Origin of the sequence: Wenzhouxiangella limi (genome assembly GCF_010499265.1) — a bacterium.
Taxonomy (GTDB): domain Bacteria; phylum Pseudomonadota; class Gammaproteobacteria; order Xanthomonadales; family Wenzhouxiangellaceae; genus Wenzhouxiangella; species Wenzhouxiangella limi.
Genome location: NZ_JAAGSC010000043.1, coordinates 7,843 through 30,896, shown reverse-complemented (window position 1 = coordinate 30,896; position 23,054 = coordinate 7,843). Strand labels below are relative to the sequence as shown.

Annotated in this window: 11 protein-coding genes; 5 read left to right on the top strand and 6 right to left on the bottom strand. The window is 62.3% G+C overall.

Annotated features, from left to right (window positions below; all coding sequences use genetic code 11):
• Positions 1–7: 7 nt before the first annotated feature.
• Together G3I74_RS11970 and G3I74_RS11965 are read right to left on the bottom strand one after the other, a co-directional pair.
• Positions 8–1,180, bottom strand: coding sequence for a dicarboxylate/amino acid:cation symporter (locus G3I74_RS11970; RefSeq protein WP_164211847.1), 1,173 nt, complete (start codon positions 1,178–1,180; stop codon positions 8–10).
• Between the two features lie 31 nt (positions 1,181–1,211).
• Complete coding sequence (locus G3I74_RS11965; RefSeq protein WP_164211846.1) at positions 1,212–1,949, bottom strand: YgjP-like metallopeptidase domain-containing protein; 738 nt, start codon at positions 1,947–1,949, stop codon at positions 1,212–1,214.
• A gap of 48 nt (positions 1,950–1,997) precedes the next feature.
• On the opposite strand from G3I74_RS11965, the gene G3I74_RS11960 reads away from it, so the two are divergent.
• The 3 genes from G3I74_RS11960 to G3I74_RS11950 all read left to right on the top strand — a co-directional run bounded on the left by G3I74_RS11960 (position 1,998) and on the right by G3I74_RS11950 (position 8,727).
• On the top strand, positions 1,998–3,890 hold the full coding sequence (locus G3I74_RS11960; protein ID WP_164211845.1) for an ATP-binding cassette domain-containing protein: 1,893 nt from the start codon (positions 1,998–2,000) through the stop codon (positions 3,888–3,890).
• Between the two features lie 125 nt (positions 3,891–4,015).
• On the top strand, positions 4,016–5,272 hold the full coding sequence (locus G3I74_RS11955) for a metallophosphoesterase family protein (RefSeq protein ID WP_164211844.1): 1,257 nt from the start codon (positions 4,016–4,018) through the stop codon (positions 5,270–5,272).
• Positions 5,269–8,727, top strand: a complete 3,459-nt coding sequence (locus G3I74_RS11950) for an ATP-binding protein (protein WP_164211843.1) — start codon at positions 5,269–5,271, stop codon at positions 8,725–8,727. The genes G3I74_RS11955 and G3I74_RS11950 overlap by 4 nt, the downstream gene beginning before the upstream one ends.
• Before the next feature lie 19 nt (positions 8,728–8,746).
• On the opposite strand, the gene speD is transcribed toward G3I74_RS11950, so the two are convergent.
• Positions 8,747–9,538, bottom strand: a complete 792-nt coding sequence (gene speD / locus G3I74_RS11945) for an adenosylmethionine decarboxylase (RefSeq protein WP_164211842.1) — start codon at positions 9,536–9,538, stop codon at positions 8,747–8,749.
• A gap of 191 nt (positions 9,539–9,729) precedes the next feature.
• Here speD and G3I74_RS11940 point away from each other — a divergent pair, with 191 nt between their 5' ends.
• Positions 9,730–10,404 carry a cyclic nucleotide-binding domain-containing protein gene (locus G3I74_RS11940; RefSeq protein ID WP_203594721.1) on the top strand — a complete coding sequence of 225 codons (675 nt, stop codon included), beginning with the start codon at positions 9,730–9,732 and terminating at the stop codon, positions 10,402–10,404.
• A 21-nt stretch (positions 10,405–10,425) separates the two neighbouring features.
• Here the strand turns inward: G3I74_RS11940 and G3I74_RS11935 are convergent, their stop codons facing one another.
• Complete coding sequence (locus G3I74_RS11935; protein ID WP_203594720.1) at positions 10,426–11,214, bottom strand: PP2C family protein-serine/threonine phosphatase; 789 nt, start codon at positions 11,212–11,214, stop codon at positions 10,426–10,428.
• A 124-nt stretch (positions 11,215–11,338) separates the two neighbouring features.
• Here G3I74_RS11935 and G3I74_RS11930 point away from each other — a divergent pair, with 124 nt between their 5' ends.
• Complete coding sequence (locus G3I74_RS11930; protein ID WP_164211840.1) at positions 11,339–13,957, top strand: bifunctional aspartate kinase/diaminopimelate decarboxylase; 2,619 nt, start codon at positions 11,339–11,341, stop codon at positions 13,955–13,957.
• 25 nt (positions 13,958–13,982) lie between these two features.
• Here G3I74_RS11930 and G3I74_RS11925 read toward each other — a convergent pair whose 3' ends face one another.
• A complete protein-coding gene (locus G3I74_RS11925) occupies positions 13,983–17,777 on the bottom strand; it encodes a M64 family metallopeptidase (protein ID WP_164211839.1) in 3,795 nt (1,264 codons plus the stop codon).
• Between the two features lie 85 nt (positions 17,778–17,862).
• Positions 17,863–22,704, bottom strand: a complete 4,842-nt coding sequence (locus G3I74_RS11920; protein ID WP_164211838.1) for a delta-60 repeat domain-containing protein — start codon at positions 22,702–22,704, stop codon at positions 17,863–17,865.
• Between the last annotated feature and the right edge of the window lie 350 nt (positions 22,705–23,054).

Below are 23,054 nucleotides of genomic sequence, written 5' to 3'. Positions count from 1 at the left end.
CCCGGGTTCAGGAAGGACCTTGGCTCGCAGCGCTGTCGGCCGGCGCTACCGAATCGACCATCAGCGCAATCGCGCCATCGCCGGTCACGTTGCAGGCCGTGCCGAAGCTGTCCTGGGCCATGTACAGCGCAATCATCAGGGCAATCGCTGTCTCGCCGAAACCGAGCATCGAGCCCAGCAGCCCCACCGCCGCCATCACCGCCCCGCCCGGCACCCCGGGGGCGGCCAGCATCACCACGCCCAGGGTCAGGATGAACGGAATCATGCTCAGCAGCGACGGCACCGCGAGCCCGTCCTGCAGCACCATCACCGCCACCGCGCAGGAGACGATGGTGATGGTCGAGCCGGCCAGGTGGGTGGTCGCGCACAGCGGCACGGTAAACGCCGCCACCGATTCGCGCACGCCGTTGGACCGGGCCGCCTGCAGGGTCACCGGAATGGTCGCGGCACTCGACATCGTGCCCAGGGCGGTAAAGTAGGCCGGCAGCATCCCGCCGATCAGCTTGAACGGAGAGGCGCCGGCGCGCAGGCCGGCGATGACGAACAGGACCACGATCCAGACCCAGTGCAGGGCAATCGACATGGCCAGCACGACGCCGAAGGTGCGCAGGGTCGCGAAAACCGTGCCGGCAGCGGCCAGTTCGGCGAACACGCCGGCGATGTAGAACGGCAGCAGCGGAATGATGACACCGACCAGCAGCGCGCGGATGACGTCGCGGCCTTCATCGAACAGCCGTCTGAGATTTTCCGCGCGGCTGGCGGCGATACCCAGGCCGAAGATGAAGGCCGCGGCCAACGCGCTCATGATCCCGAACAAGGGCGGAATCTCCACGCTGATAAACGCCGCCGGCGCCGTGCCCTCGGCCTCTGCCGCCGACAGCGCGCCGCCGGTCAGCAGCGGCACCAGCGCCGTGGCCGCCAGAAAGGCCAGCACGCCGGCAACCAGGGTCGAGCCATAGGCCAGCCCCAGCGTGGTCCCGAGCAAGCGTCCCGAATCGCGCGGCAGGCCGGCGATGCCGCTGGTGATGTAGAACAGGATCAGCAGCGGGATGGTGAAAAACAGCAGCTGGCCGAACAAGCCCTTGAAGGTCAGCAAAACCCGGGTGACCCACTCCGGCGCGAACAGCCCGACCAGGATGCCGAGCACGATGCCGGAGATCAGCTTGACAATCAATTTCATGCCTGTTCCCTCTTTTTATGTTGGAGATTATTCAAATCCAGTCCGGCAGGCGCAGCCAGACCTCCTTGAGGCTATCCTGCTGACGCCGATAGTCGGGCATCAGCTCGGCCACCCGACCCCAGAATGCCGGTGAGTGATCAGGATGCACCGTGTGCACCAGCTCGTGCAGCAGCACGTAATCGCAGGCCGCCGGTGAGCAGAACAATAGCCGCGCGTTGAGCGACAGGTTACCGCGCGACGAGCAGCTGCCCCAGCGCGCGTGCTGGTTGCGGATCTGAACGTTGCGATAGCGAAAGCCGTGCTCGGCCGCAAGCTCGGCGACTTTCTCGGGCAGGTAGCTGCGCGCGCGCTCCATCAGCCAGCGCCGCAGGCGGCTGGCCACGCGCTCGTCGATCTGTTCTGGATCCAGCGCGGGCAGCTGGAGGATCAGTCGATCAGGTTCTTCCCGAAACCCGAGACGGGCCCTTGATCCGGGTTCGTAAACCACCTGCCAGCTTCGAGCCACGGCTGCCAGTTCAACCCTCTGCGGTCGCCGACCCAACAGCCCCGGCTCGAGTTCGGCCCGGGCCGAAGCCTGGCGCCGGCGCGCTTGATGAATCCATTCGGCCCGCTGCTCGAGCAGCGCCGGGAGTCGCCGGCGATCAAAGCGGGCGGGCACGGTCACGACCAGCCCGTCGCGCGGATCCATGCGCAGCCGAACGTGCCGGGCACGCGGGTGCACCCGAACGCGGTAGGACGTATCGATGGCCGCAGAGACGTCGTCAGACACAGATCGAGGAGGCAAATCAGGCGGGTTGAGCTACCATTATGCATTCGCATGATCCAGCTTTCCGACATTACCCTGCGCCACGGTCCCGAAGCCCTGCTGGAGTCGACCTCGGCCACCCTGTATCCGGGCCACAAGGTCGGGCTGATCGGCGCCAACGGCAGCGGCAAGACCAGCCTGTTCCGCCTGCTGCTCGGCGAAATCGACCTCGATGCCGGCGAGCTTTCCCTGCCGTCAGATTGGAGGCTGGCGCACATGGCCCAGGAAATCGACGACCTGGACCGCCCGGCGATCGATTACGTCACCGACGGCGATGACCGTTTGCGCGCAGCCGAGCGCAGGGTCGCCACCGCCGAAGCCGACAGCGACGGACACGCCATCGCCGAAGCCCATGCCGAACTTGGTGAAGCCGGCGGCTACGATGCCCATGCCCGGGCCGGCGCGCTGCTCAACGGTCTCGGTTTCGCCACCGCGGAGCACCAGAAGCCGGTCTCGGACTTCTCCGGCGGCTGGCGGATTCGCTTAAGCCTGGCCCGCGCCCTGATGTGTCCCTCCGACCTGCTGCTGCTCGACGAGCCGACCAACCACCTCGATATGGAAACCGTGGTCTGGCTGGAGGACTGGCTACGCCGCTACGAGGGCACGCTGCTGCTGATCTCCCACGACCGGGACTTTCTCGACCAGGTGGTCGACTCGGTCCTGCACATCGAGCACCGTCGGCTCAACGCCTACAGCGGCGGTTACTCAAGCTTCGAGCGCCAGCGCGCCGAGCGCCTGGCCGGCGAGCAGGCCGCGCGCGAGAAACAGCAGCGCGAAATCGCCCATATCCAGAAATTCATCGACCGCTTCCGCGCCAAGGCCACCAAGGCACGGGCTGCCCAGAGCCGCATCAAGGCGCTGGAGCGCATGGAAGTGCTGGCCCCGGCTCACGTCGATTCGCCGTTCGATTTCGCGTTTCCGACGCCGCCGCCGGCAACCAACCCGGTGCTGCACCTGGATCAGGTCGACCTGGGCTACGGCGAGACCCGGGTGCTCGAACAGGTCTCGCTCAGCCTGTCACCGGGTGACCGAATCGGCCTGCTGGGCCTCAACGGCGCCGGGAAGTCGACCCTGGTGCGCGCCCTGGCCGGAGACCTTGAACCGCTATCGGGCCGAATCACCGCGAGCCCCAAACTGCAGGTCGGGTATTTCGCCCAGCACCAGCTCGAGCAGCTCGACCCCGAGGCCAGTCCGGTTACCCACCTGGCCCGGCTGACCCCGGAAGTCCCCGAGCAGCGCCTGCGCAACTTCCTCGGCGGCTTTGATTTTCGCGGTGACATGGCGACCGGCCCGGTCGCGCATTTCTCCGGGGGCGAAAAAGCCAGGCTGGTCCTGGCCATGCTGGTCTGGCAGGCGCCCAACCTGCTGCTGCTCGACGAGCCCAGCAACCACCTTGATCTGGATATGCGCCACGCCCTGACCGTCGCGCTGCAGGGCTTTGACGGCGCGGTCATCACGGTCTCCCACGACCGCCACCTGCTCGGCAACACGGTCGAGGACTTCTGGCTGATCGACCACGGCACGGTGGAGCGCTTCGACGGCGACCTGGACGACTACCGGCGCTGGCTGCGAGATCGACCTGCCGAAACCGGGCCGGAATCCGGCGACGACAAAGCCATCAAGCCGAAATCCCGGCCGCCATCGAAAGCGACCCGGGCGACCCTCAAGCCGCTCAGAAATCGCGTCGACCGCCTGGCCCAGGCCGTCGATCAGGCCGCCGAGCGACTGCATGCACTCGAACGCGCCCTGGCCGATCCCGAGCTGTATGCCGAAACCGGAGCACCGCGGCTGAAGGCGCTGCTGAGCGAGCGCGCCACGCTGCAGCAAAAACAATCCGACCTGGAAGCCGAATGGCTCCAGGCCGAAACAGAGCTTGAGCAGGCGCGGGACCCGCAGGGCGCATGACCCGGCCGTATCCGGCGACGGCGCCTTGCCGCCCCGCAGTCAATCGGCTATCGTCACGGGCTGACTGCCAAAGGCGATCGGATCCGGCCGCATGATCTCAAGCCCACGATGACGAACACTTCGGCATGACCACCCTGCTCGCCATCGGCGACATCCACCTGGGCCGAAGTCCGGCCGCTCTGCATCCGGATCTTCAGACACAGCGCCCCGGGCTGGGTCCGGAGGCGGCCTGGAGACGCTGCGTCAACGAAGCCCTGGAGCGCGGCGTCGACGGGGTCCTGCTGGCCGGTGACGTGGTCGAGCGCAGCCGCGACCTGCTGGTCGCTTACGGCGACCTGAAACAGGGCATCGACCAACTGGCCGCAGCCGGCATCCCGGTCCTGGCCGTAGCCGGCAATCACGATACCCTGGTACTACCGCGGCTGGCGGCCGAAATCGATGCCCTGCACCTGCTCGGCGCTGGCGGTCGCTGGCAGAAAAAAAGCCTCGGCAAACTGAGCGTCCTCGGCTGGTCTTTCCCGCGCCCGCACGTCCGCCACAATCCGCTCCACGAGCTGCCGCGTATCGAACGGCCCGAGCGCGTCATCGGTCTGCTGCACTGCGACCGGGACCAGAGCGACAGCCCCTATGCCCCCGTCACCAGCCAGGATCTCGAAGCGGCCGGCACGGCCGCCTGGCTGCTCGGCCATATCCATCAGCCCGATCGCCTCGACGGGGAACGCCCGATCGGCTACCTGGGCTCAGCCACCGCGCTCAGGGCGTCCGACACCGGCCCACGGGGGCCGTGGCTGATCGAGTTTAACGACGGCCAGCTTGCCGCGACCCAGCTGCCGCTGGCGCCGCTGCGCTTCGACACCGTCCAGATCGACGTCAGCCCACTGGAGGCGCCCGAAGATCTGGCCGAAGCCACCCTGGCCGCCGGGCGGGCGCATATCGAAACGCTCCAAAACGAGCGCTTTGTACCCGACGTCATCGGCCTGCGTCTGACGCTGACCGGACGCTGCCGATTCGAGTCCGCCCTCACCCAGGCCGCCGACGACCTGATCGCCGGGTCCCGACCCTGGAAAGAGGGCTCCATCCGGCTGTTTGTGCAAAAAGTGGTGGTTGCGACCGGCGCGGCGGCCGATCTCGAGCGCCTGGCGCGCCAGGAAGACCCCTGCGGTCTTCTTGCCCGGCGCATTCTTGTGCTTCAAGACAGCGCCCACCCGGAACACCAAGACCTCATTGCACGCGCCCGGCCTCATCTGGCCGAAGCGGCCGGCCAGAAAGAATTCCGAGAACTTGCGGCAGACCTTGATGATGAAGGCGTACGCTACTGGCTGCTGCAGGCTGCGCGGACAACGCTGAATGATCTCCTGGCGCAAAAACCGGGCGCGCCATGAAACTGCTCACGCTCGACATTCGCCATCTGCCGGGGATTGACGCGCCGTTCTCCGTCAACCTCGAGCCGGAGACCGTAAACCTGGTCACCGGGCCGAACGGATCAGGCAAATCCAGCCTGGTGCGCGCGGTTCGCGCCGTGCTCTATCCCGACCCGAACGGGGAATACTGCGAGATCCTGGCGCGCTGGCAGGACGGCCAGGGCACGCTGGTCGCGCACCGCCTCGGCGCCCGGGTGAGCTGGACCCGTGACGGTCGGAAAATGGCTCCCCCGAACCTGCCCGGGGCCGAATCCATCGACGCTTTCTTGGTCAGCACCGAAGACCTCAGCGCGCCCGGCCGCACCGATGCCCATATCGCGGCCGAACTGAAGACCCTGCTCACGGGGGGCTACGATCTTGATGCCCTGCTCGCAAAGCCTCCGCTGCTTGCGCCCCCGCGTCCCCAGAAACTGGCCCGCGAGATCGATCGATGCCACCGCGCCATCGATGACAAGGAGCGTGAATACGCCCGCCTGCACGAAGATATCGACCGGCTCAACGAGCTGGAAGACAGGCTGCGTGCTGCGACCGAGGCGGCCGCGCGAATCGGGGCAGTCGAGGATGCGCAGGCACTGGCCGAGGCCGCGGCACGGCGCACCGCACTGGAGTCCACCCTGATCGAAGAGTTCCCGGGCGGCATGGACCGGCTGCGCGGTGATGAGCTCGAACGCATCGACGAGACACAGCAACAGCTGGAACGCAAGCAGCAGGCCATTGTTCTGGAGCATACCGCGCTGAAGAAAGAGCAGTCGCGGCTGGCCGAAACCGGCGTCGAAGATCCGGAAGCCCTGGAAAGCCTGCAGGCCGAACTGGCCGATACACGCGACCGGCTGGCTGTCAGCGAGCAGCGAATCGAAGCCGAAACCGACCGGCTCAGTGAGGCCGAGCACGCGGTGGCCGAAGCCGCGGCCCGGCTTGGCGGAAACGTCCCCGACGAAGTCCAGAAACTGGACCAGGACGCGCTCGAACGGCTGGAAAAGCAGGTCGACAAGGTCCTCGGCCTGCGCGAGCGCATTCGCGCGCTCAGCGGCCAGCTGGGGCTGGCCCAGGCATCGCGCAACCTGACCGGACGTCCGCGCGACGATCTGCGAACGGCGCGTTCAGCGCTGCAGGACTGGCTTGCGCTGGCCCGCCTGAGCCCGCTGGAAGGATGGCTTTGGGGCACACTGTTTATCGCCGCCCTGGTGGGCGGAGCCCGGCTGCTGGTCGACCCGGGGCTGTCCGGCCAACCCGAGTTGCTGCTGCTGGTCGCCCTGTCGGCGGGACTGCCCGGCGCCATGCTCGGGCGCTTCGCGCTGCGCCTGCGTGACCGCAGCCAGGCGCGAAAAGATTTCGAGGCCAGCGCCATAGAGCCGCCTCTGGGCTGGAACGAACCCGAAGTCCGGGCGCGACTCAAGCGCCTGGAACTCGAGCTTGAGGCCGCCACCCAGCACGAGATCAGCCAGCTTCGCGCAAGCGATCTGCGCGCCGAGCTCAACAGCCAGCGCGGCGCCCTCGACCGGGCCCGCCAGCAGCTGTCGGAACTGGCCTCGGGCCTGGGTCTGTCGGCCGAACAGCGCCTGGAAACCACCTTCCTGATGTGGTCACGCCATCTCCAGGACTGGCAGCTGGGCCAGCAGCGCTGCGATCACCACCGACATCGCCTGCGGCAACTGAACGAACGCTATCAGCCCGAACGCGCACAGGCTGCCGCCCTGCTCGAACGACACGCACTGTCGCTCGACCAGGTCTCGTCGCAGACGCTGGCCAGCCTGGTCAACCAGCTGATCCCGAGAATTCGACGCCACGCCGAGCTGTACAACTCGGTCCAGGCGCGCAACCGCCGCATCGGCGAACTGCATGCCGACATCAGCCAGCTGCGCCAGCGCATCCTCGGCATCTTCGAAACCGCCGGCGTGCGCCCGGACGAACTGGCTACGCTGCGCCACAAAGCCGAGCAGTTCCCCTTGTGGCAGAAGCTGGAGGGCGAGCGAATCGATCTCGGGCGCGAAATCACGCGCCTGGAGCAGCGCCTGGCCGAGGCACCGGAACTGCTCGCACTGGCCCGCAAGCAGGGCCACCAGGAACTGATGGCGCTGCACGAAGAACTGACCGAACGCGCCGGGCAGCGCGATCACCTCAACCGTCAAATCGCCGAGATCCAGACTCGCCATGCCGACGCCCTGCAACGGCGCGAACTCGAACAGCTGGGAGTCGAGCTGGAGGGCGGAAAAGACGCGCTGCAGACCGAGCTCGAACGTCACCTGCTGGCCGCCGCCGGCCGCTTTCTGATCGACGACGTCGCAGCCACCCACCGGGCCGAGCAGGAACCGGCGCTGCTGGCCATCGCCGATCGATGGCTCAATCGCTTCACCGGCCATCGCTACCGGCTCGAGTTCAGCGCCGGTGAGTTCCTGGCGCTGGATACGCGAAGCGGACAGCCGCAGCCGGCAACCCGCCTTTCGACTGGTACCCGCGCCCAACTCATGCTGGCCGTGCGCCTGGCCTGGATCGAGCAGCTCGAGGCCAGTTTCGAGCCGCTGCCGCTGTTCATGGACGAAGCCCTGACCACCAGTGATCCGGACCGCTATCGCTCCATTGTCCAGGCGGCAGGCGAGCTCATCGCCGCCGGCCGCCAGGTGTTCTACCTGACCGCCCAAAGCGATGACGCCGAAGCCTGGCGCGAATGGCTGGGCCGGGATTTTTCACCGCACGAAATCAGCATGGCCGAGCTCCGCCAGAATCAGGTCCGGCAGCTTGAGTTCCGCATGCCGGAGGTGGCGGCCAGCGGGCCGGCAATTCCGGACCCGGCCGGCCAATCGGCCGAAGAGTGGGCCCGTGCCGCTGGCGTCGAGGCCATCGATCCCTGGCAGGATCCGGGACGGATCAGCGTATTCCACGTGCTGCGCGATGATCTCTCGATGGCCGCCGCCCTGATGCGCGCCGGCCTGTTCAGCCTGGGACCACTGGCACGATTTCTGGATCTCGTGGACCAGTCCTCCGACTCGTCGCCGGACTGGCTTGACGAGCACCAGTCGCGGATGCTGCGCGGCCGGATTCGTGCCGCCCGGCTGATCCTGAAGCACTGGCGCTCGACGCACGCGCGACCGGTCGATCACGCCACGCTGGCGCAGACGGGCCTGCTCAGCGATCGCTTTCTGCCGCGGGTGGCCAGCCTGGCCGAACAGCTGGCGGGCGACCCGGTCGAATTGATTGAATCGCTTCGGGAGGGCAAGGTCTCGCGGTTTCGCAACGACACCCTGGAGCAGCTTCAGGGCTGGCTGGACCAGCACGGCTATCTACCCGACGCCGACCCCGGCGAGACGCTGACCGGCGCCGAAATCGCCATCGCCGGCGATCTGGCGCCGGACGCGGCCGAGACCTTGAAGCACTGGCTGAACGACGCGATCGTCGACCCGCTGGCGCCGAGGAGCTGAACAGCCCGCCCGGATCAGCCTACAGGTTGCGACCGTAGAACAGCTCCTGGATCTCGGTGCGCAGACGACGCTCGATACGCGCGCGCTCGCGCTTTTCCAGGTCGGCGGCATTGATGCCGAACAGGTAGTTGTCGAGATCGAAATCTTTCAGCCGCATCTTGGTGTGGAACAGGTTTTCCTGGTAGACGTTGACGTCGATCATTTCGTAGGCGTTCTTGGTGTCACGGCTGAAAAAGTTCTGGATCGAATTGATCTTGTGGTCGATGTAATGTTTGCGCCCACGCACGTCGCGGGTAAAACCGCGCACCCGGTAGTCCACCGTCACGATGTCCGACTCGAAGCTGTGAAGCAGGTAATTGAGCGCCTTGAGCGGCGAGATGACGCCGCAGGTAGCCACGTCGATGTCGGCGCGGAACGTGCAGATGCCGTCGTGCGGGTGGCTTTCGGGATAGGTATGCACCGTAATGTGGCTTTTGTCGAGATGGGCGACGACCGCTTCCGGCAGCGGGCCCGGTGCGGCCGAGCCGACATCTTCATCGCTGACGACGGGCTCTTCGGCGATCAGCATGGTCACGCTGGCGCCCTGGGGCTCGTAGTCCTGACGGGCCACGTTGAGCACGTTGGCGCCGATGATGTTGGACACGTCGGTCAGTATCTGGGTGAGCCGCTCGGCGTTGTAGGCTTCATCGATATAGGCGATATATTCCTTGCGCTGCGCCTCGCTGGTGGCATAGCAAAGGTCATAGATATTGAAGCTCAAGGCCTTGGTCAGATTATTGAAGCCGTGAAGCTTGATTCTGCTCGAGGACATGGCGCATTCCTCCGGATCATGGATGGCCGAACGTAACCTTTCATTATCGGTCATTCAGAGCCAGTCGTTCCACTTTTGATCGGATTGAACCCGCTTGCCCGGCCGGCCAGGGACTCGCCAACAGGTTGACTCCCGACGCCCGAACAGGCAATATAAACTGTTGAGAAAGGGGTCTTGGCCTGAAAACAAAAATGCTTAATGAACCACAGTTCTATCCGATAGACCGGGAAGCGATCGGTCGCCTGCTCTCGATCTGCGAGCGCCTGCATTTCGAGCCCAAGCAGGTCGTCATGCGTCCGGGCGAAGAGGGCCACAGCCTGCTGTACGTGATTGATGGCTCACTGTCGGTTTCTACCGAGGGTGAAGACGGACGCGAACTCATCCTGAGCTACCTCAACCCCGGCGATTTCCTCGGCGAACTGGGTCTGTTCATGAAACCCCGCGAGCGCGAGGTCATGGTGCGGACGCGATCGATCTGCCAGCTGGCCGAAATTTCCTATGATCGACTGCGCGAGGCGCTCGATAAAGAACTGTCGGACTGCGCGGTCGAAATCATGACCGCGATCGGGTCCAAGCTCTCGCAGCGCCTGCTTCAGGCCCGGCGCAAGGTCTTGCAGCTGGCCTTTCTCGATACCCAGGGACGGGTCGCCAAGGCCTTGATCGACCTTTGTGACGAGCCCGACGCGGTTTCCCACCCCGAAGGCACCATGATCCGTATCACCCGTCAGGAGCTCAGCCGCATCGTGGGCTGCTCGCGGGAAATGGCCGGCCGGGTGATGAAAGCGCTGGAAGAAGACGGCATGCTGAAGGCTTCCGGCAAGACGGTCGTCGTCCTCGGCAAATACAAGGGTGCCGCGATCAGCTGACCTTCCGCGCCGCGCAATGGATCAGGCGCGGCCGAGCCAGCGCCGCCGTGCGCCGGAAGATCCGGCCGGTTTTCCATCCAGGGGCGAACGCACCAGAATCAGCGAAACATTGTCCTTCGCCCCGGCTTCCAGGGCCGCGGACATCAAGCGCTCTCCGAGAGCGGCCAGCGACTGATCCAGCGCCAGCATCGTCGCCATGGTCTGATCGCTCAGCTCTCCGCTCAGGCCATCTGAACACAGCAGCAGGATTTGGTTGGCCTGCCACCGTTCTTTGACCATATCGACCCGGGGCTCACCGTCCGAATGCAGCCCCAGGCAATCGGTCAACACGTGGCGCTTGGGATGGTGAGCGGCTTCGGACGCGCTGATCGCGCCGGCCTCGACCATCAGTCCGGCCAGATTATGGTCCCGGGTCAGCAGGCAGAGTTGTTGCGTGGAGAGGTCGAATAAATAGGCGCGGCTGTCTCCGACCCAGCCGATCTCGTAATGGTCGTCCTGCTCAAGCGCGGCCACGATCGTGGTTCCCATGTCGGTCAGTTCCGGGCGGAGCGCCTGTTCGGCCCGAATCGCGGCATGGGCGGCGAGAATGGCCGAGCGTAGCGACGATCCCTGGTTCAGGGCCGCACGGACCGTCGTTCGGGCCAGGTGACTGGCTTCGGCACCGCCGGCGTGCCCACCCATGCCGTCGGCCACCAGCCACAGGCCCGCCGCTTCATCGACCAGGATGGCATCCTGGTTGTTGGCGCGGACCTGACCGGTCTCGGTCTGGCCGAAGGAGCGCGAATGGATCGGCGGATCAGAAATCATCATTTCATACCAGCGTAAAATGCTGTCCGAACAGGTCAGCGAGTTCGTTTGGCCCCCCGACATTGTTACACGAGCGATTACCGGCTCCCTTCTACTCTGACCTTTTTTGACAAACTGCGAAAACAGCATGCAAAACTCTGATTCAAACCGCGCGGTCCGCTGGCGTGTCCTGAAATTCGGCGGCAGCGCCGTGGCGCGGTCAGAGCACTGGCCGCTCATCGCGCAATGCGCACGAAACGCGCTGGCAGAGGGTGCGCATCTGGTCATTGTGGTGTCCGCATTGCGTGGCATGACCGACCTGTTGCAGGCACAAACCCGGTCGGAAACGGCCCAGCCGGTCGAAGAGCTGATCGACCAGATCAAAGACCGACACCTCGCGCTTGCGCGCGCACTGGCGGTGCCGGAACCGAACCTGGCCGAGGACCTTGAGCACCTTCGCTCGCTGCTCGAACACCCCGAGCTTGGCGACAGCCCCGCTGTCCAGGCCGAGCTTCTGGCCCAGGGCGAGCAGCTCAGCAGCCGCCTGGCCGTCGCCATCCTCGCGGCGCAGGGAATCGACGGCGGGTGGCTTGATGCCAGGCACGTGCTGACCTGCCCCGGCGACGCCGGCCGCACAGCGACCAGCGAATACCTCTCGGCACACTGCCCGGCCGAGCCGGATCGAAGACTGCAGGCGCAGCTGGCTGCTCGCGGCCGTTTCCACATCATGCCGGGTTTTCTGGCCGCCAACGCGCGCGGCGAAACCGTGCTGCTCGGGCGCGGCGGCTCGGACACCTCGGCCACCTGCACCGCCGCCCTGCTTGAGGCCGAGCGGGTCGAGATCCATTCCGACGTGCCCGGCCTGTTCAGCGCCGATCCGCGCCGGATTCCGGCCGCCCGCCTGCTCAAGCTGGTCAGCTACCGCGAGGCCCAGGAGCTGGCCGCCATGGGGGCCAAGGCCCTGCATCCGCGTTCGCTGATCCCGGTGGCGCGCGACCGCATCCCGCTGTGGCTGTGTCAGGTCGACCGGCCCGACATCACCGGCACCCGCATCACGCCGGATGCGCGCGATCACGGGGCCCAGGTCAAGGCCATCGTCCAGCGCAAGGGCATGACCCTGATCGCGCTGGAGGGTCTGGGCATGTGGCAGCAGGTCGGTTTCCTCGCCGATATCTTTGCCGAATTCAAAGCGCTGGGACTCTCGGTCGACCAGGTCTCGACCTCTGAATCCAACGTCACCGTCACCCTGGATCCAGGCGCCAACCTCACCGACCAGGCAGCCTTGCGCGAGCTCAGCCGCCGTCTGGAAAAGCACTGCAAGGTCGAAATCCTGACCGATTGCGCCACCGTCAGCCTGGTGGGGCTGGGCATCCGCACCATCCTGCATCGGCTCGGGCCGGCGCTGGAAGTCTTCGAGCAGCGCCGCATCTTCCAGGTCAGCCAGGCCGCCAACGATCTCAACCTGACCTTCGTGGTCGAGTCGCGCCACGCCGATCGCCTCGTCCAGCAGCTGCACCAGCAGGTCATCCCCGGCGGTGTGGGCGGCGATTCGGTCTTCGGCCCGACCTGGGAACAACTGTTTCGCGAGGACGACCCGGTACGCGCCCGGCCAGCCTGGTGGCGAAGACACGCCGGCGATCTGATTGAACTGCTCGGCCAGCGCGAGTGCGCCTACGTCTACAACCTGACCGAGGTTCGCCGCGCTGCCTCGCGACTGCTGGCGCTGCGCTCGGTCGACCGGGTGCTGTATTCGATGAAGGCCAATCCCCACCCGGCCATCCTCGCCACCCTGGTCGACCAGGGCCTGGGCATCGAGTGCGTGTCGGTCAACGAAGCGCGCCACGCCCTGGCCTGCGCACCTGGACTGCGAACCGACGACCTGCTGCTGACCACCAACTTTGCCGGCCGCGAAGAGTTCCGCCAGGCCCTGGCCATGGGTCTGCAGACCACCGTCGACAACCTCTACATCCTGGAGCACTGGGGCCACGACCTGGCCGGGCGCGAGATCTTCCTGCGCCTGGACCCCGGATCGGGGCTGGGTCATCACAAGATGGTTCGAACGGCCGGCAGTCACGCGAAATTCGGTATCCCGCTGTACGAACTCGAGCGCGCGCAGCGGCTGGCCGAAGCCCACGACATCCGCATCACCGGTCTGCACGCCCATACCGGCTCCGGCATCCTGCATCCCGACAACTGGCAGCGTACTTTGCAGACCCTGGGCGAGGCAGCGCGCGAACTCGATGAGGTCAGGGTCATCAACCTCGGCGGTGGCCTGGGCGTTCCCGACCGCGCCGACCAGCAACCGCTGGATCTGGCCGCGCTGGACGCCGGCCTGCAGCAGCTCAAGCACGATCTGATCCGCCCGGTCCAGGTCTGGCTGGAGCCGGGTCGCTATCTGGTCAGCGAGGCCGGCGTCCTGCTGGCCCGGATCAACCAGACCAAGGGCAAGGGCGAGGTTCGCTACGTCGGCATCGCCACCGGCATGAACTCGCTGATTCGCCCGGCCCTGTACGGGGCCTGGCACGAAATCGTCAACCTGACCCGCTTAGACGAGCCGGGCGAACACGTCTACAACGTGGTCGGCCCGATCTGCGAGACCGGCGACATCCTCGGCCTGGACCGGCTGCTCCCCGACTGCCGCGAGGGCGATGTGGTGCTGATCGCCAATACCGGTGCCTACGGCGCCGCCATGGCCTCGCGCTACAACCTGCGCGAACCGGCCGAGGAGCTGACCATGGCAAGCGGGGGTAACGCTACCGGCATTTAGACAGCTGATACCGCCTTGAAAAACACTACTTAAAGCTGTCCTGGAATATCTCATCCTCAAGAATGCCCAAGTTTTCCCTCAATATATCTCTCGTCGCCTTCTCAGAAATTGAATTGAACTTTGGTGTATTGTTTCTCATCGTGGATTGCTCAGAAGGGCGAAAAACACCGCCCTGATGGTAAAGGCCTCCTGTAAAGAGCCCCATACCCTTAGATTTTCTAGGAGTCGGCAAGACAATATCATCATCAAGAAAACTTGCCCAGGGAATCGCAGTACTTGAAGAGAAGGTCGTGACATTCAAAGCTTGAGGCTCGGCGCCCTCATAGGAGCGAGGAAACTCCTGATACTCATCTGCAAGAAATGAAAATGCATGACCCATCTCATGGTGTGGAACCCGTGAAACCGGGCTACCTGCCTTCATTCCACCGTAATATACGATAAACGAATTGGCACGCCCCATTGGAACTGGCTGGTTAAGCAAAACCACAATGAGATCATACTCCGGAAGCACCTCAGTCGCCAAGGCTCGTGCTTTTGTATAATCTATACTCAGTGTTCGCCGCGGAAACGTCATGTTTGATGAAAAATAGGTGTCCCTGCTAATCACCTGCTGACCACTATCATCAATGATCCCAGTACCAGATTCCAACGACGGCGTGAAAAGACCAAAAGCGTTGAAAATTTCTGGGTTCTCACTCCATACATGGGATCCGAGAAGTGCTCGCATAAAATTCTGTATGTTAACGACGAACACTTGCTGATCATTGAAGTTCGGAAACCCATCTCCATTCAGATCATCAAAAGGTTCGTTGCGCGCTGACAAGTCCGTCCCCTCATCTGACTCCCAGTCAAAGCCAGCTTCACCGTAAACGGCAACTGGCTCACCACGATCCCAAACACCGTTACTGTTGGTGTCAACGAAAAGAACCCCGTCCCAAATGCCATTGTCGTTGAGGTCTGTAAATGTCTCGCGTACGGTGGTATAGCCATCACCCAGAAAAAGAATATTGAACCCATTTTCGATCCTGCGTGTGCCGAAGACACGCGCAGGTTCTCCCTGGGAGAGCACCTCCCCAGCGAACTCCACCGAATCAAGGTAAATATCACCTGTTCGCGCGACAAGACCGTCCAAATCAACAAGTTTCTTAATGACGTTGCCTTCGAAGGGAAATCCAGGTCCGCCAGAAACCTCTGCAAATAGCCCTGCCCCCAGCGGAAGAGCGAATGCGCCCGACGTATCCGTCTGGATGTATGCTCTTATCCACTGGGCTTTGTCATATACCGTAATTTCTACATCAGGTAGTGGACGGCCGTCGGCGTCTCGGAGTATGCCTCTCCACAGAGTTTGGGGACCTACGAAGTAGTCGGCAAAATCAAGGGATTGGTCTCCAGAAATCAAGACGTCTTTTAGCGTCACACTTTGAAAGCCCGGGTAATCTAGCGTCAAGTCATATCGCCCTTCCATTACGCTGATCTCTTCTCCCGACCAAGAATAGAGATGACCTTCTCGCTCACCATCTTGGCGCAAGCTCAACCGAGCACGCATGAACTCAGTACCTGGCCTGAATCGCTCAAGGGTGAGTTGATGCATAGGCCCTCTTAAACTGAGGTCGGAAACCTGCTCGGGGGAATCAATCAAAATACTTTTGGGGTCAATCCTACCTATAGCCGCCGGCCGGTCCGGCGAATAACTTCGCTCCGCAGAAATGGAGGCACTAATTTCGTACTCGCCGTAGGGCAGCAATAACTCGTAACTGCCATCGCGAAGAGTCTCAGTTGATTTGAAAAATTCCCCGTCTTTTTTCAGCAGCACTTCCGCGACCCCGATTGGTTCGCCGTCTATGTCGCGAACAACACCGGAAAGGCGCCCGCCCTGCGCAAGAGAGATATCGAGATCAAAATCTGACACTTTAGGCTCCAGCGCAATGTTCCGGACCATTAAACTCTGGCCATCAAAAGGTGAGACTGAAATCGTGGAAGCCAACTGTGGTTCAAGCAAGACAGGGAATCGCCCGACATCCTCGGGAAGGAAACGTTCTGAACGATCTTCTTGAGAAACACGAATCTCCTTCGCTTGTATTGGCTGACCGGACTCATTGAATACACCGACGCTGGCGACTACCGCACGCAAGGCTTCGAAAACGAGAGACGTATCACTGTCAATTCGGACCTGCTTTGACATCTCAAGATAGGGCACTGGAGGTCTAATAGCTAAGCGATAAATCGTTGCGGCCTCTAGAGCGATACTGAAGTTTCCGTCAATATCAGCGCGAGCAGAGGTGTAAAAATCATAGCCTGACCCTCGATACACGGTAATCCAGAACCCATCTTCGAAGTTGGCCCCATCACTGGTTATTATTTTTCCATCCAAAACAACGCCTCGTTCAACCTCGAAGCTTCGTGCTGTATTTTGTGATATGGATAAAGACTCCGACGAAGGCAGGTACGGCACGGGAGGAAGAAAATCAAGCCGATACTCAACTCCCGATTCAAGCGCTATTTCAAACTGGCTTGACTGTACCCGATGAGACGAAAGGAACCGATCATCGAGATATAAATAAACCCAGAAATCCTCAGTAAACGCCTCTCCGCTGGCAGTGCTGACTGACCCCGATAGCACCTTTCCAGCGTCCAGTGTGTAAGTCCGTGTGACGTTTTCGCTGATCTTTATCGGGAAGGTTGCATGAAGGTAAGGCACCGGTGGCGTGACCACCAACTCAAACTGTCGATTGATTGGAAGCTCTACCTGAAAACCACCATCGATATCAACCCAGACATGGTCAAAAGTGCCATTACCATCCCTTACCCTGATCCAGAAGCCAGTGCTTAAGTCACCATTATCGGACAACTCAATATCGCCCGTTAATAATGCTGTTTTCGACTGTTGTGTTGAGGACATCGGATCTTTGAGCGGTCGGCCGACTGACACATCGGTTTGATCTTTTTCTTCCAATCCACCTTGCCCGCCCCGACGTAGTCTTTGAAGTTCGAGATTGCGGCTGAGCTCGATTTCATTTAAATCCGTGTAAGAAATGCGAGACTCCCCGAAATACTTCAGGACAGACTTCGAGGTATCGATATCCTGATGGTGAATATCGTGCCGGAAATCTCCAGCCGCTAACTCCGGATTGACGCTCCGCTCCAACCAGTCATGCGGCAGCTCACCCGTACCTTGCCACAATCCAGGGTTGGTCGGTTTACTCCCCACCTCATGAGTGGTGCGAAGCTCTCCTAACTCGTAGCCAATCTGGGCAGAAATAGTTGATCGACTCTGGCTTTCTGTCTTTTGATCCCTAATCTCCATCGATCGGGGTGCGTTTCGCATCGTCTGCACTTCAGCCCTCAAAGCATTTCCCGACAACTTCGCCAAGTTGACGAGAGTTTCAGTGATAGGAAACTCGAAAACAACACGGTCATATTCATCTAATAGTCGGACATTGCCGAATTTATAGCGCTGGGGGATCAGAAGAGCAAACTCCCTTGTCCCTGCTTCGCTGCGCGGCACATGGGGCAATAGCGGTGATGCGATCGGTGAGCTCCATAGAACTTTACCTTCGGCATCATCAATGATGACTTGCCATTCAGACGGAGCGCCGGATCGATGTCGGTTGACATACCTTGAAACCTCGGTGGCGTCTTTTATCAAGAACTGCCCTTCCGGTGTCCTCTCGATGTGAATCAGCAATGCACCACCGGATTCGATTCCTTGCCGCCCGTCGCTTAAATCGCTGGCAGCAGCAGGCAACGCAAAGACACATAGCAAAAGGCCAAGAACAATCCTGCCAATCACACACGAGAGCGCTTCATTCTTCTTTCGCATGAGGACCTCATTTCCTATCGAACTGTAGCTGTTGGCGAGCGCTCCAGAGCCCGCTTGCCGGTTCAGGATCAAAAACTCAATACGCTCAGGGCACCGGCACGCAGGCCGTGGCCTCAAAGCGGTCGCAGAATATGCCGTCGGTTGTCGGCCTGCCCTCCCTCGGCACCGCGACGAAGCCCGGCATTGGCGCCGCCCCCTGGAACTCGAATGAGCCGCCGATGGCGATGTTCTGCTCGATCTGTTCCTGACGGAACGAAGCCGGCGTGTTGCCGTAGCCGGCGAGAATGGCGAATACAGGACCATCCAGACTGGGGTTCCAGAGCGGGTCGGCGATGCCGGATACGGGATCGATCTTAGCCGCGTTGCTGCGGAAGGCCCCGCCCATTCTTCGGAAGGAACCGCCGACCAGAATATCGCCGTCTTGGGCCCGGGTCAGCGCGTAGACCGATGCAAAGGAGTTGGGATCGCCCGGCGCCCAATCGGCCAGGGCACCATCGGCTGCAGCGAGTCTGGCGATCCCGCGCCGGATGATACCGTCGATTCTGAAGAAAAAGCCGCCAACGTAAACGTCGGGGCCGTCAACCAGCAGGGCGCGAACAGTCGAACTGGCCTGGGGCTGCCAATTACCATTCAGGCTGCCATCAACGCTCAGCTTGGCCAGGCGTTGACGAGATTCACCGCCGATCTCCGTAAAACTGCCGCCCAGGTACACCGCGTCATCGGGTCCGATGGCTATCGCCTCCACCGTTCCGTTCGAATCAGGATCCCATCCGGCAATCGCTGCACCTGTGTCGTAGTCCAGCTTGGCGATGCGGTTGCGCGGAGTTGCGGATGGACCGACTTCCGTGAACCATCCGCCCGCGATCAGTCCATCGCCGGCATCGGCCAAGGCCAGCACCCAGTCATTCGGACTGATGAAGGCTGAATCTATACTGCCGTCCACCCCCACCTTGCTCAGACCCCCAAGGCCACCTGCGTAGATATCGCCATTTCCGCGCACGGCAAGCGCTCGAACCGAATTATCCTCATCAAGCGCAGGCGAGAAAGCCGTGTCGTACTGACCTTCTGCCGAAACCCTCACCAGGTTGCGCTGGCTGCTGCCGAAGCGGGCAAAAGACCCGCCGATCAACGTCGCGCCATCCGGCTGCCGCGCCAGCGCATAAATTTGCGCCGGCCGGGTGATCGGCGCGGTGGGCAGCAACTCGCCGGTACCTGGGTCTCTGCGCACAGCACCCATCCAAAGCACATCCGACGCGCCCATTTCAAATCCGAAGTTGGAACTCCAGAGCGCATCACCCAGACGCTCGAACAGACCGAAAGCCAAACTTGGATTTTGGAATGCCGGGTCGGCGATGCCGGTGGTGGCATTAATCTTCGCCGCATTGTCACGCGTCAGTCCCCCGATCTGGTCGAAGAACCCGCCAACATAAAGCGAGGACCCCTCGAGGAACAGATTGTCTACCGTACCATCCGGCGCCGGGTTGAAGGCTGTAACCAGCGTCCCGCTTGAACTCAGGCGCACGAGCCGGCTCAGCGTGGTCTGACCAGCGATTTCATCGAACTGTCCGGCCACGTAAATACCGCCGGCAGCATCAGGCACCACGTCCCCCACGAAACTATCCGGCGACGGATTCCAGTCCAGATCAACCTCGCCGCTCAGGCTGAGTCGCGCCAGGTTGCGTCTGGGCACGCCGTTGACCTCTTCAAAGACCCCATACACGTAGAGGTGGGTGTCGTCACCTGCGACTTGTACGTTCAAAGAACCTGAACTCGTCACTGTGACGTCAAAACCGGCGCGCTCCTCGCCGTCAGCGCCGGAGAGCTTGAGCAACCGCGTGACCCCTACACCTCCGCTAAAGAACGTGAACCCCCTGACGATCAGATCTCCATCGGGATCAACGTAAGCGACGTCCCTATTGACATCTGTCCGGGCTGGTATCCAGTCGGGCACCACATTGCCCTCGGTATCCAGCTTGGCCAGACGCGGCCGGAAGACGCCGTTGATAAGGTCAAAGAAACCAACCGCAAAAACATGGTCTGAGGCATCGCGCGCCACTGCCCGAACCGAGCCACCCAGCGCGTCGGCGCGGAAGGCGGGATCGGCCGTGCCATCCGGCAACAGCCGCGCCAGACCGCGGCGCGCCTGATCGCCGATGCGGTTGAAGCCGCCGGCCACCACCAGCTTATCGTCGGAGGTGCGAACCATGCCAGAGACAAAGCCCGGCGAGCGCAGGTCGAACGCCGGGTTGGCCGGCGGCGTCGCAACGATGGTGGCTACGTTGTGCGGCCGGGTGGCGGTCGCCGAGGAGAAAAATGGCGAGCCGGCGTAGCTGGCGGTCAGCGTGCGCGTGCCCGGGGTGCGGCTGGCGATCTCGCAGGCGCCGTTGCCCTGGCTGTCCAGCGTCATTGCGCAGGAAGCCCCCGAATCACAAACGACCGTCACCCGCTGGTTGGCAAGCGGGGCCTCCCCGCCAACCCCGTTGACCTCCACCCGATAGAACTGATGGGGCTGGGTGTTTCCGGGCAGGGCGGAGGTGATGGTCAGCGTCGAGGCAACCGGCGTGGCATCGACCGGGAACGCGGCAAGACCGCGACGAATGCCGGCGGCGGTCTCAGACCAGTTAATCCAGCCACCAAGGGTGACTTCGCTGCCCTGCTCTAACGCCGCCTCAATTCGACCAGAGAATCCACCGGGCGCGAAAAGCGGCGCCACCTCGCCTTGATGTGACACGCGCGCGACTCGCGACCGGGCAACGCCGCCGATTTCAAAAAAATCGCCACCCACGTAGAAGCCTTCGGTCGAAGGATTGAGACTGTAAACACGGCTGTTTGGAAACGTGTCCCAGGCCGGGTCCGGCGCGCCGGAGTCCCGAAGCAGACGAACGAGCCCCCGGCGGCCCAGGCCGCTGATATTGGAGAACCACCCGCCGACGTAAAGCGTGCCGCCGGGCCCGGGCAGCAGAGCCCTCACGCTATCGTCTGCGTCGGCCACAAACGATGGGTCAACGATACCCGTGCGGCTCAACTTGGCCAGTCGCTGGCGAGGCTCGCCCCCGATTTCCGTAAATCTACCACCGACGTAAATATCGTTACCGTCTAGAGCAATCGCATAAACGGCGCTGTTGGCATCCGGATTGAACGCTGTGGGCTGACCGGTCACCAGATCCACCTCGGCCAGACGGCGTCTACTTTCACCGCCTAAGAAGTCGAACCAGCCTCCCAAAAATAGCGAATTGCTGGTTTCGTCGATCGCTAGGGTGTGCACCGTGCCGTTGGGCTCAGGCGTCCAACTGGAATCGACCAAGCCGCTATGGGACAGGCGAACCAGATTGTTCAAGCCCGTGGAATCGTATGTTCTAAAACGGCCTCCGACGTAGAGGTGATCGACGTCCGCGACCAGGGTCTCTACCCTGGCGCCACCGGCCAACGGAGACGCCCAGGTCGCGTCAAGCTCGCCCGAGGGCGTCAGGCGCAGGAGACCGCGGCGCAGCAAGCCGGTTCCAACGAGCCGGTGGAAATTTCCACCGACGTAGACTCCGCCATCAGGCGCGGCGGCCAGAGCTTGGACGATTCCACTGCTTTCGACGTAAATTTCGGGCCCCAGGAGTGTGCCGCTATTGCGATCAAGGCGCGCGAGGCCAGGATGATAAGTATCGTTGACGTCATGGAAAGATCCCGCGATGAGAACGGCACCGCCCGGTAGCGTGATGATTGACGCAACCCGATCATCAACACTCACACCCCAGGTAGCGTCAATCGCCCCGGCTCCCGTCTTGGCGACGCGTCCGAACCGGAAAGCATCCACGCCACCGAGCTGCTCAAAGAAGCCGCTTATGTAGGCGTGGGTGTCGTCCACATAGACAGTTTGCAGGCAACCGCGATTTGGTGAAGGGTCCCACGTTGCGTCAAGATCGCCGGCACCTGCCGTTGCAACACGGGCGACAAACCGCCGATTCGTTCCATTAACCTGGGTGAAACAGCCAACCGCATAGAGCCAGCCGCCATCGATGTGCAGTTCTGAAATGCTTGAGCTGAAATCGGGATTCCAGGTCGGATCAACGCTTCCGTCGTCCAAGGAGAGCTTGGCCGCAAAACTGCGGGGATCGCCGTTGACTTCGGTGAAACTCCCGCCAATAAACAGCGCCACGCCATCGCTACCCATAGTCCTGATGGGCGAAAACGACCCGGGCACGACGGGGCTGAAGGCCTCATCAACAACCCCGGTAATGCGGTCAATCTTCGCAAAGCCGTCGCTCGGGGTAGTTCCGACCTGAGTAAAGCCACCCGCCACATACACCGAGTCGCCAACCACTTCCAGCACGCGGAAGTCCCGCGACGAGTTTCCGCTGTTCGGGTCCCAGTTCGACAGAGCTCCTGTGGCCAGCGACACACTTGCCAGTCCCTGGCGACTCACACCGTTCACGGTAGAAAAGGAACCGGCCAGATAAAGATCATCGTCAACGAGCGCCATATCCGAAACACCAATGGCCGAAACGTTCCAGTCCGGATCAATGGTTCCGTCCGGTCGCAGGCGGTAGAGAAAAGCATGGCCTGGCTCACCACCGACGAAGCGCCCGTTGTGCGAGACGATGGCGCCGCCGTCCGGCAAGGCCAATAGGACTTTCCCGGACGTTGCCGCGCGCAAATCGAGATCCGGCTGGTCCAGCGGCAGTTGGGCCTCGCTGGAAGCGGGCGCCAAGATCCCGAACAGCAGGATCACAGACACCAGACGACGGAACATCACAGCAATCATAGCCTTACCTTCTTTGAGTAACATGTCGTCAAGACAGCCCCCAGAGCAGCCCAAATGCAGAGCCATTGCCTGCACCGGCGCGCCGACAAAGCACGCGCAGCGGAGCGCCTCTGCTCTGAAATCAGTCGAGCGGTTAGAAATCATCATCACCCGGGTGGGCTGAGCTTTCTTCATGCGTCCCCCTGTACGAACTGTTGCTGTCAGGCAGGCTCTTCCAACGCGAACCGCCCTTATTGCCTTAAGGGCGGAAACCATGCCTGAAAAGGGTCATGCAAAAAACGTGATTTCCAGCACACCCTAAAACGCCACAGGGAATAAGCTAGCAAATCCAGCGCGAGATTTCAAAGTTTTTCGTAAAAATCCGATCGGATACGTTCAGTTGTAAGTTGTTGGGGCGGGATCGTTAAACGTCCTATTCTCACTGTACTCATGGAACTCGGCCGCTTGGCAGTAAGCGCTAGGTGCCGGTGGCATTAAAGACTGTATGCCCCACCATTTCACTGATGTCTATGGGTCGCGGGTGG

What these genes read in the sequence shown, in the direction of transcription:
- G3I74_RS11970 (WP_164211847.1), bottom strand. Translation starts at nt 1,180, where the DNA reads ATGAAATTGATTGTCAAGCTGATCTCCGGCATCGTGCTCGGCATCCTG.
- G3I74_RS11960 (WP_164211845.1), top strand. Translation starts at nt 1,998, where the DNA reads ATGATCCAGCTTTCCGACATTACCCTGCGCCACGGTCCCGAAGCCCTG.
- G3I74_RS11955 (WP_164211844.1), top strand. Translation starts at nt 4,016, where the DNA reads ATGACCACCCTGCTCGCCATCGGCGACATCCACCTGGGCCGAAGTCCG.
- G3I74_RS11950 (WP_164211843.1), top strand. Translation starts at nt 5,269, where the DNA reads ATGAAACTGCTCACGCTCGACATTCGCCATCTGCCGGGGATTGACGCG.
- speD (WP_164211842.1), bottom strand. Translation starts at nt 9,538, where the DNA reads ATGTCCTCGAGCAGAATCAAGCTTCACGGCTTCAATAATCTGACCAAG.
- G3I74_RS11940 (WP_203594721.1), top strand. Translation starts at nt 9,730, where the DNA reads ATGCTTAATGAACCACAGTTCTATCCGATAGACCGGGAAGCGATCGGT.
- G3I74_RS11935 (WP_203594720.1), bottom strand. Translation starts at nt 11,214, where the DNA reads ATGATGATTTCTGATCCGCCGATCCATTCGCGCTCCTTCGGCCAGACC.
- G3I74_RS11930 (WP_164211840.1), top strand. Translation starts at nt 11,339, where the DNA reads ATGCAAAACTCTGATTCAAACCGCGCGGTCCGCTGGCGTGTCCTGAAA.
- G3I74_RS11925 (WP_164211839.1), bottom strand. Translation starts at nt 17,777, where the DNA reads ATGCGAAAGAAGAATGAAGCGCTCTCGTGTGTGATTGGCAGGATTGTT.
- G3I74_RS11920 (WP_164211838.1), bottom strand. Translation starts at nt 22,704, where the DNA reads ATGAAGAAAGCTCAGCCCACCCGGGTGATGATGATTTCTAACCGCTCG.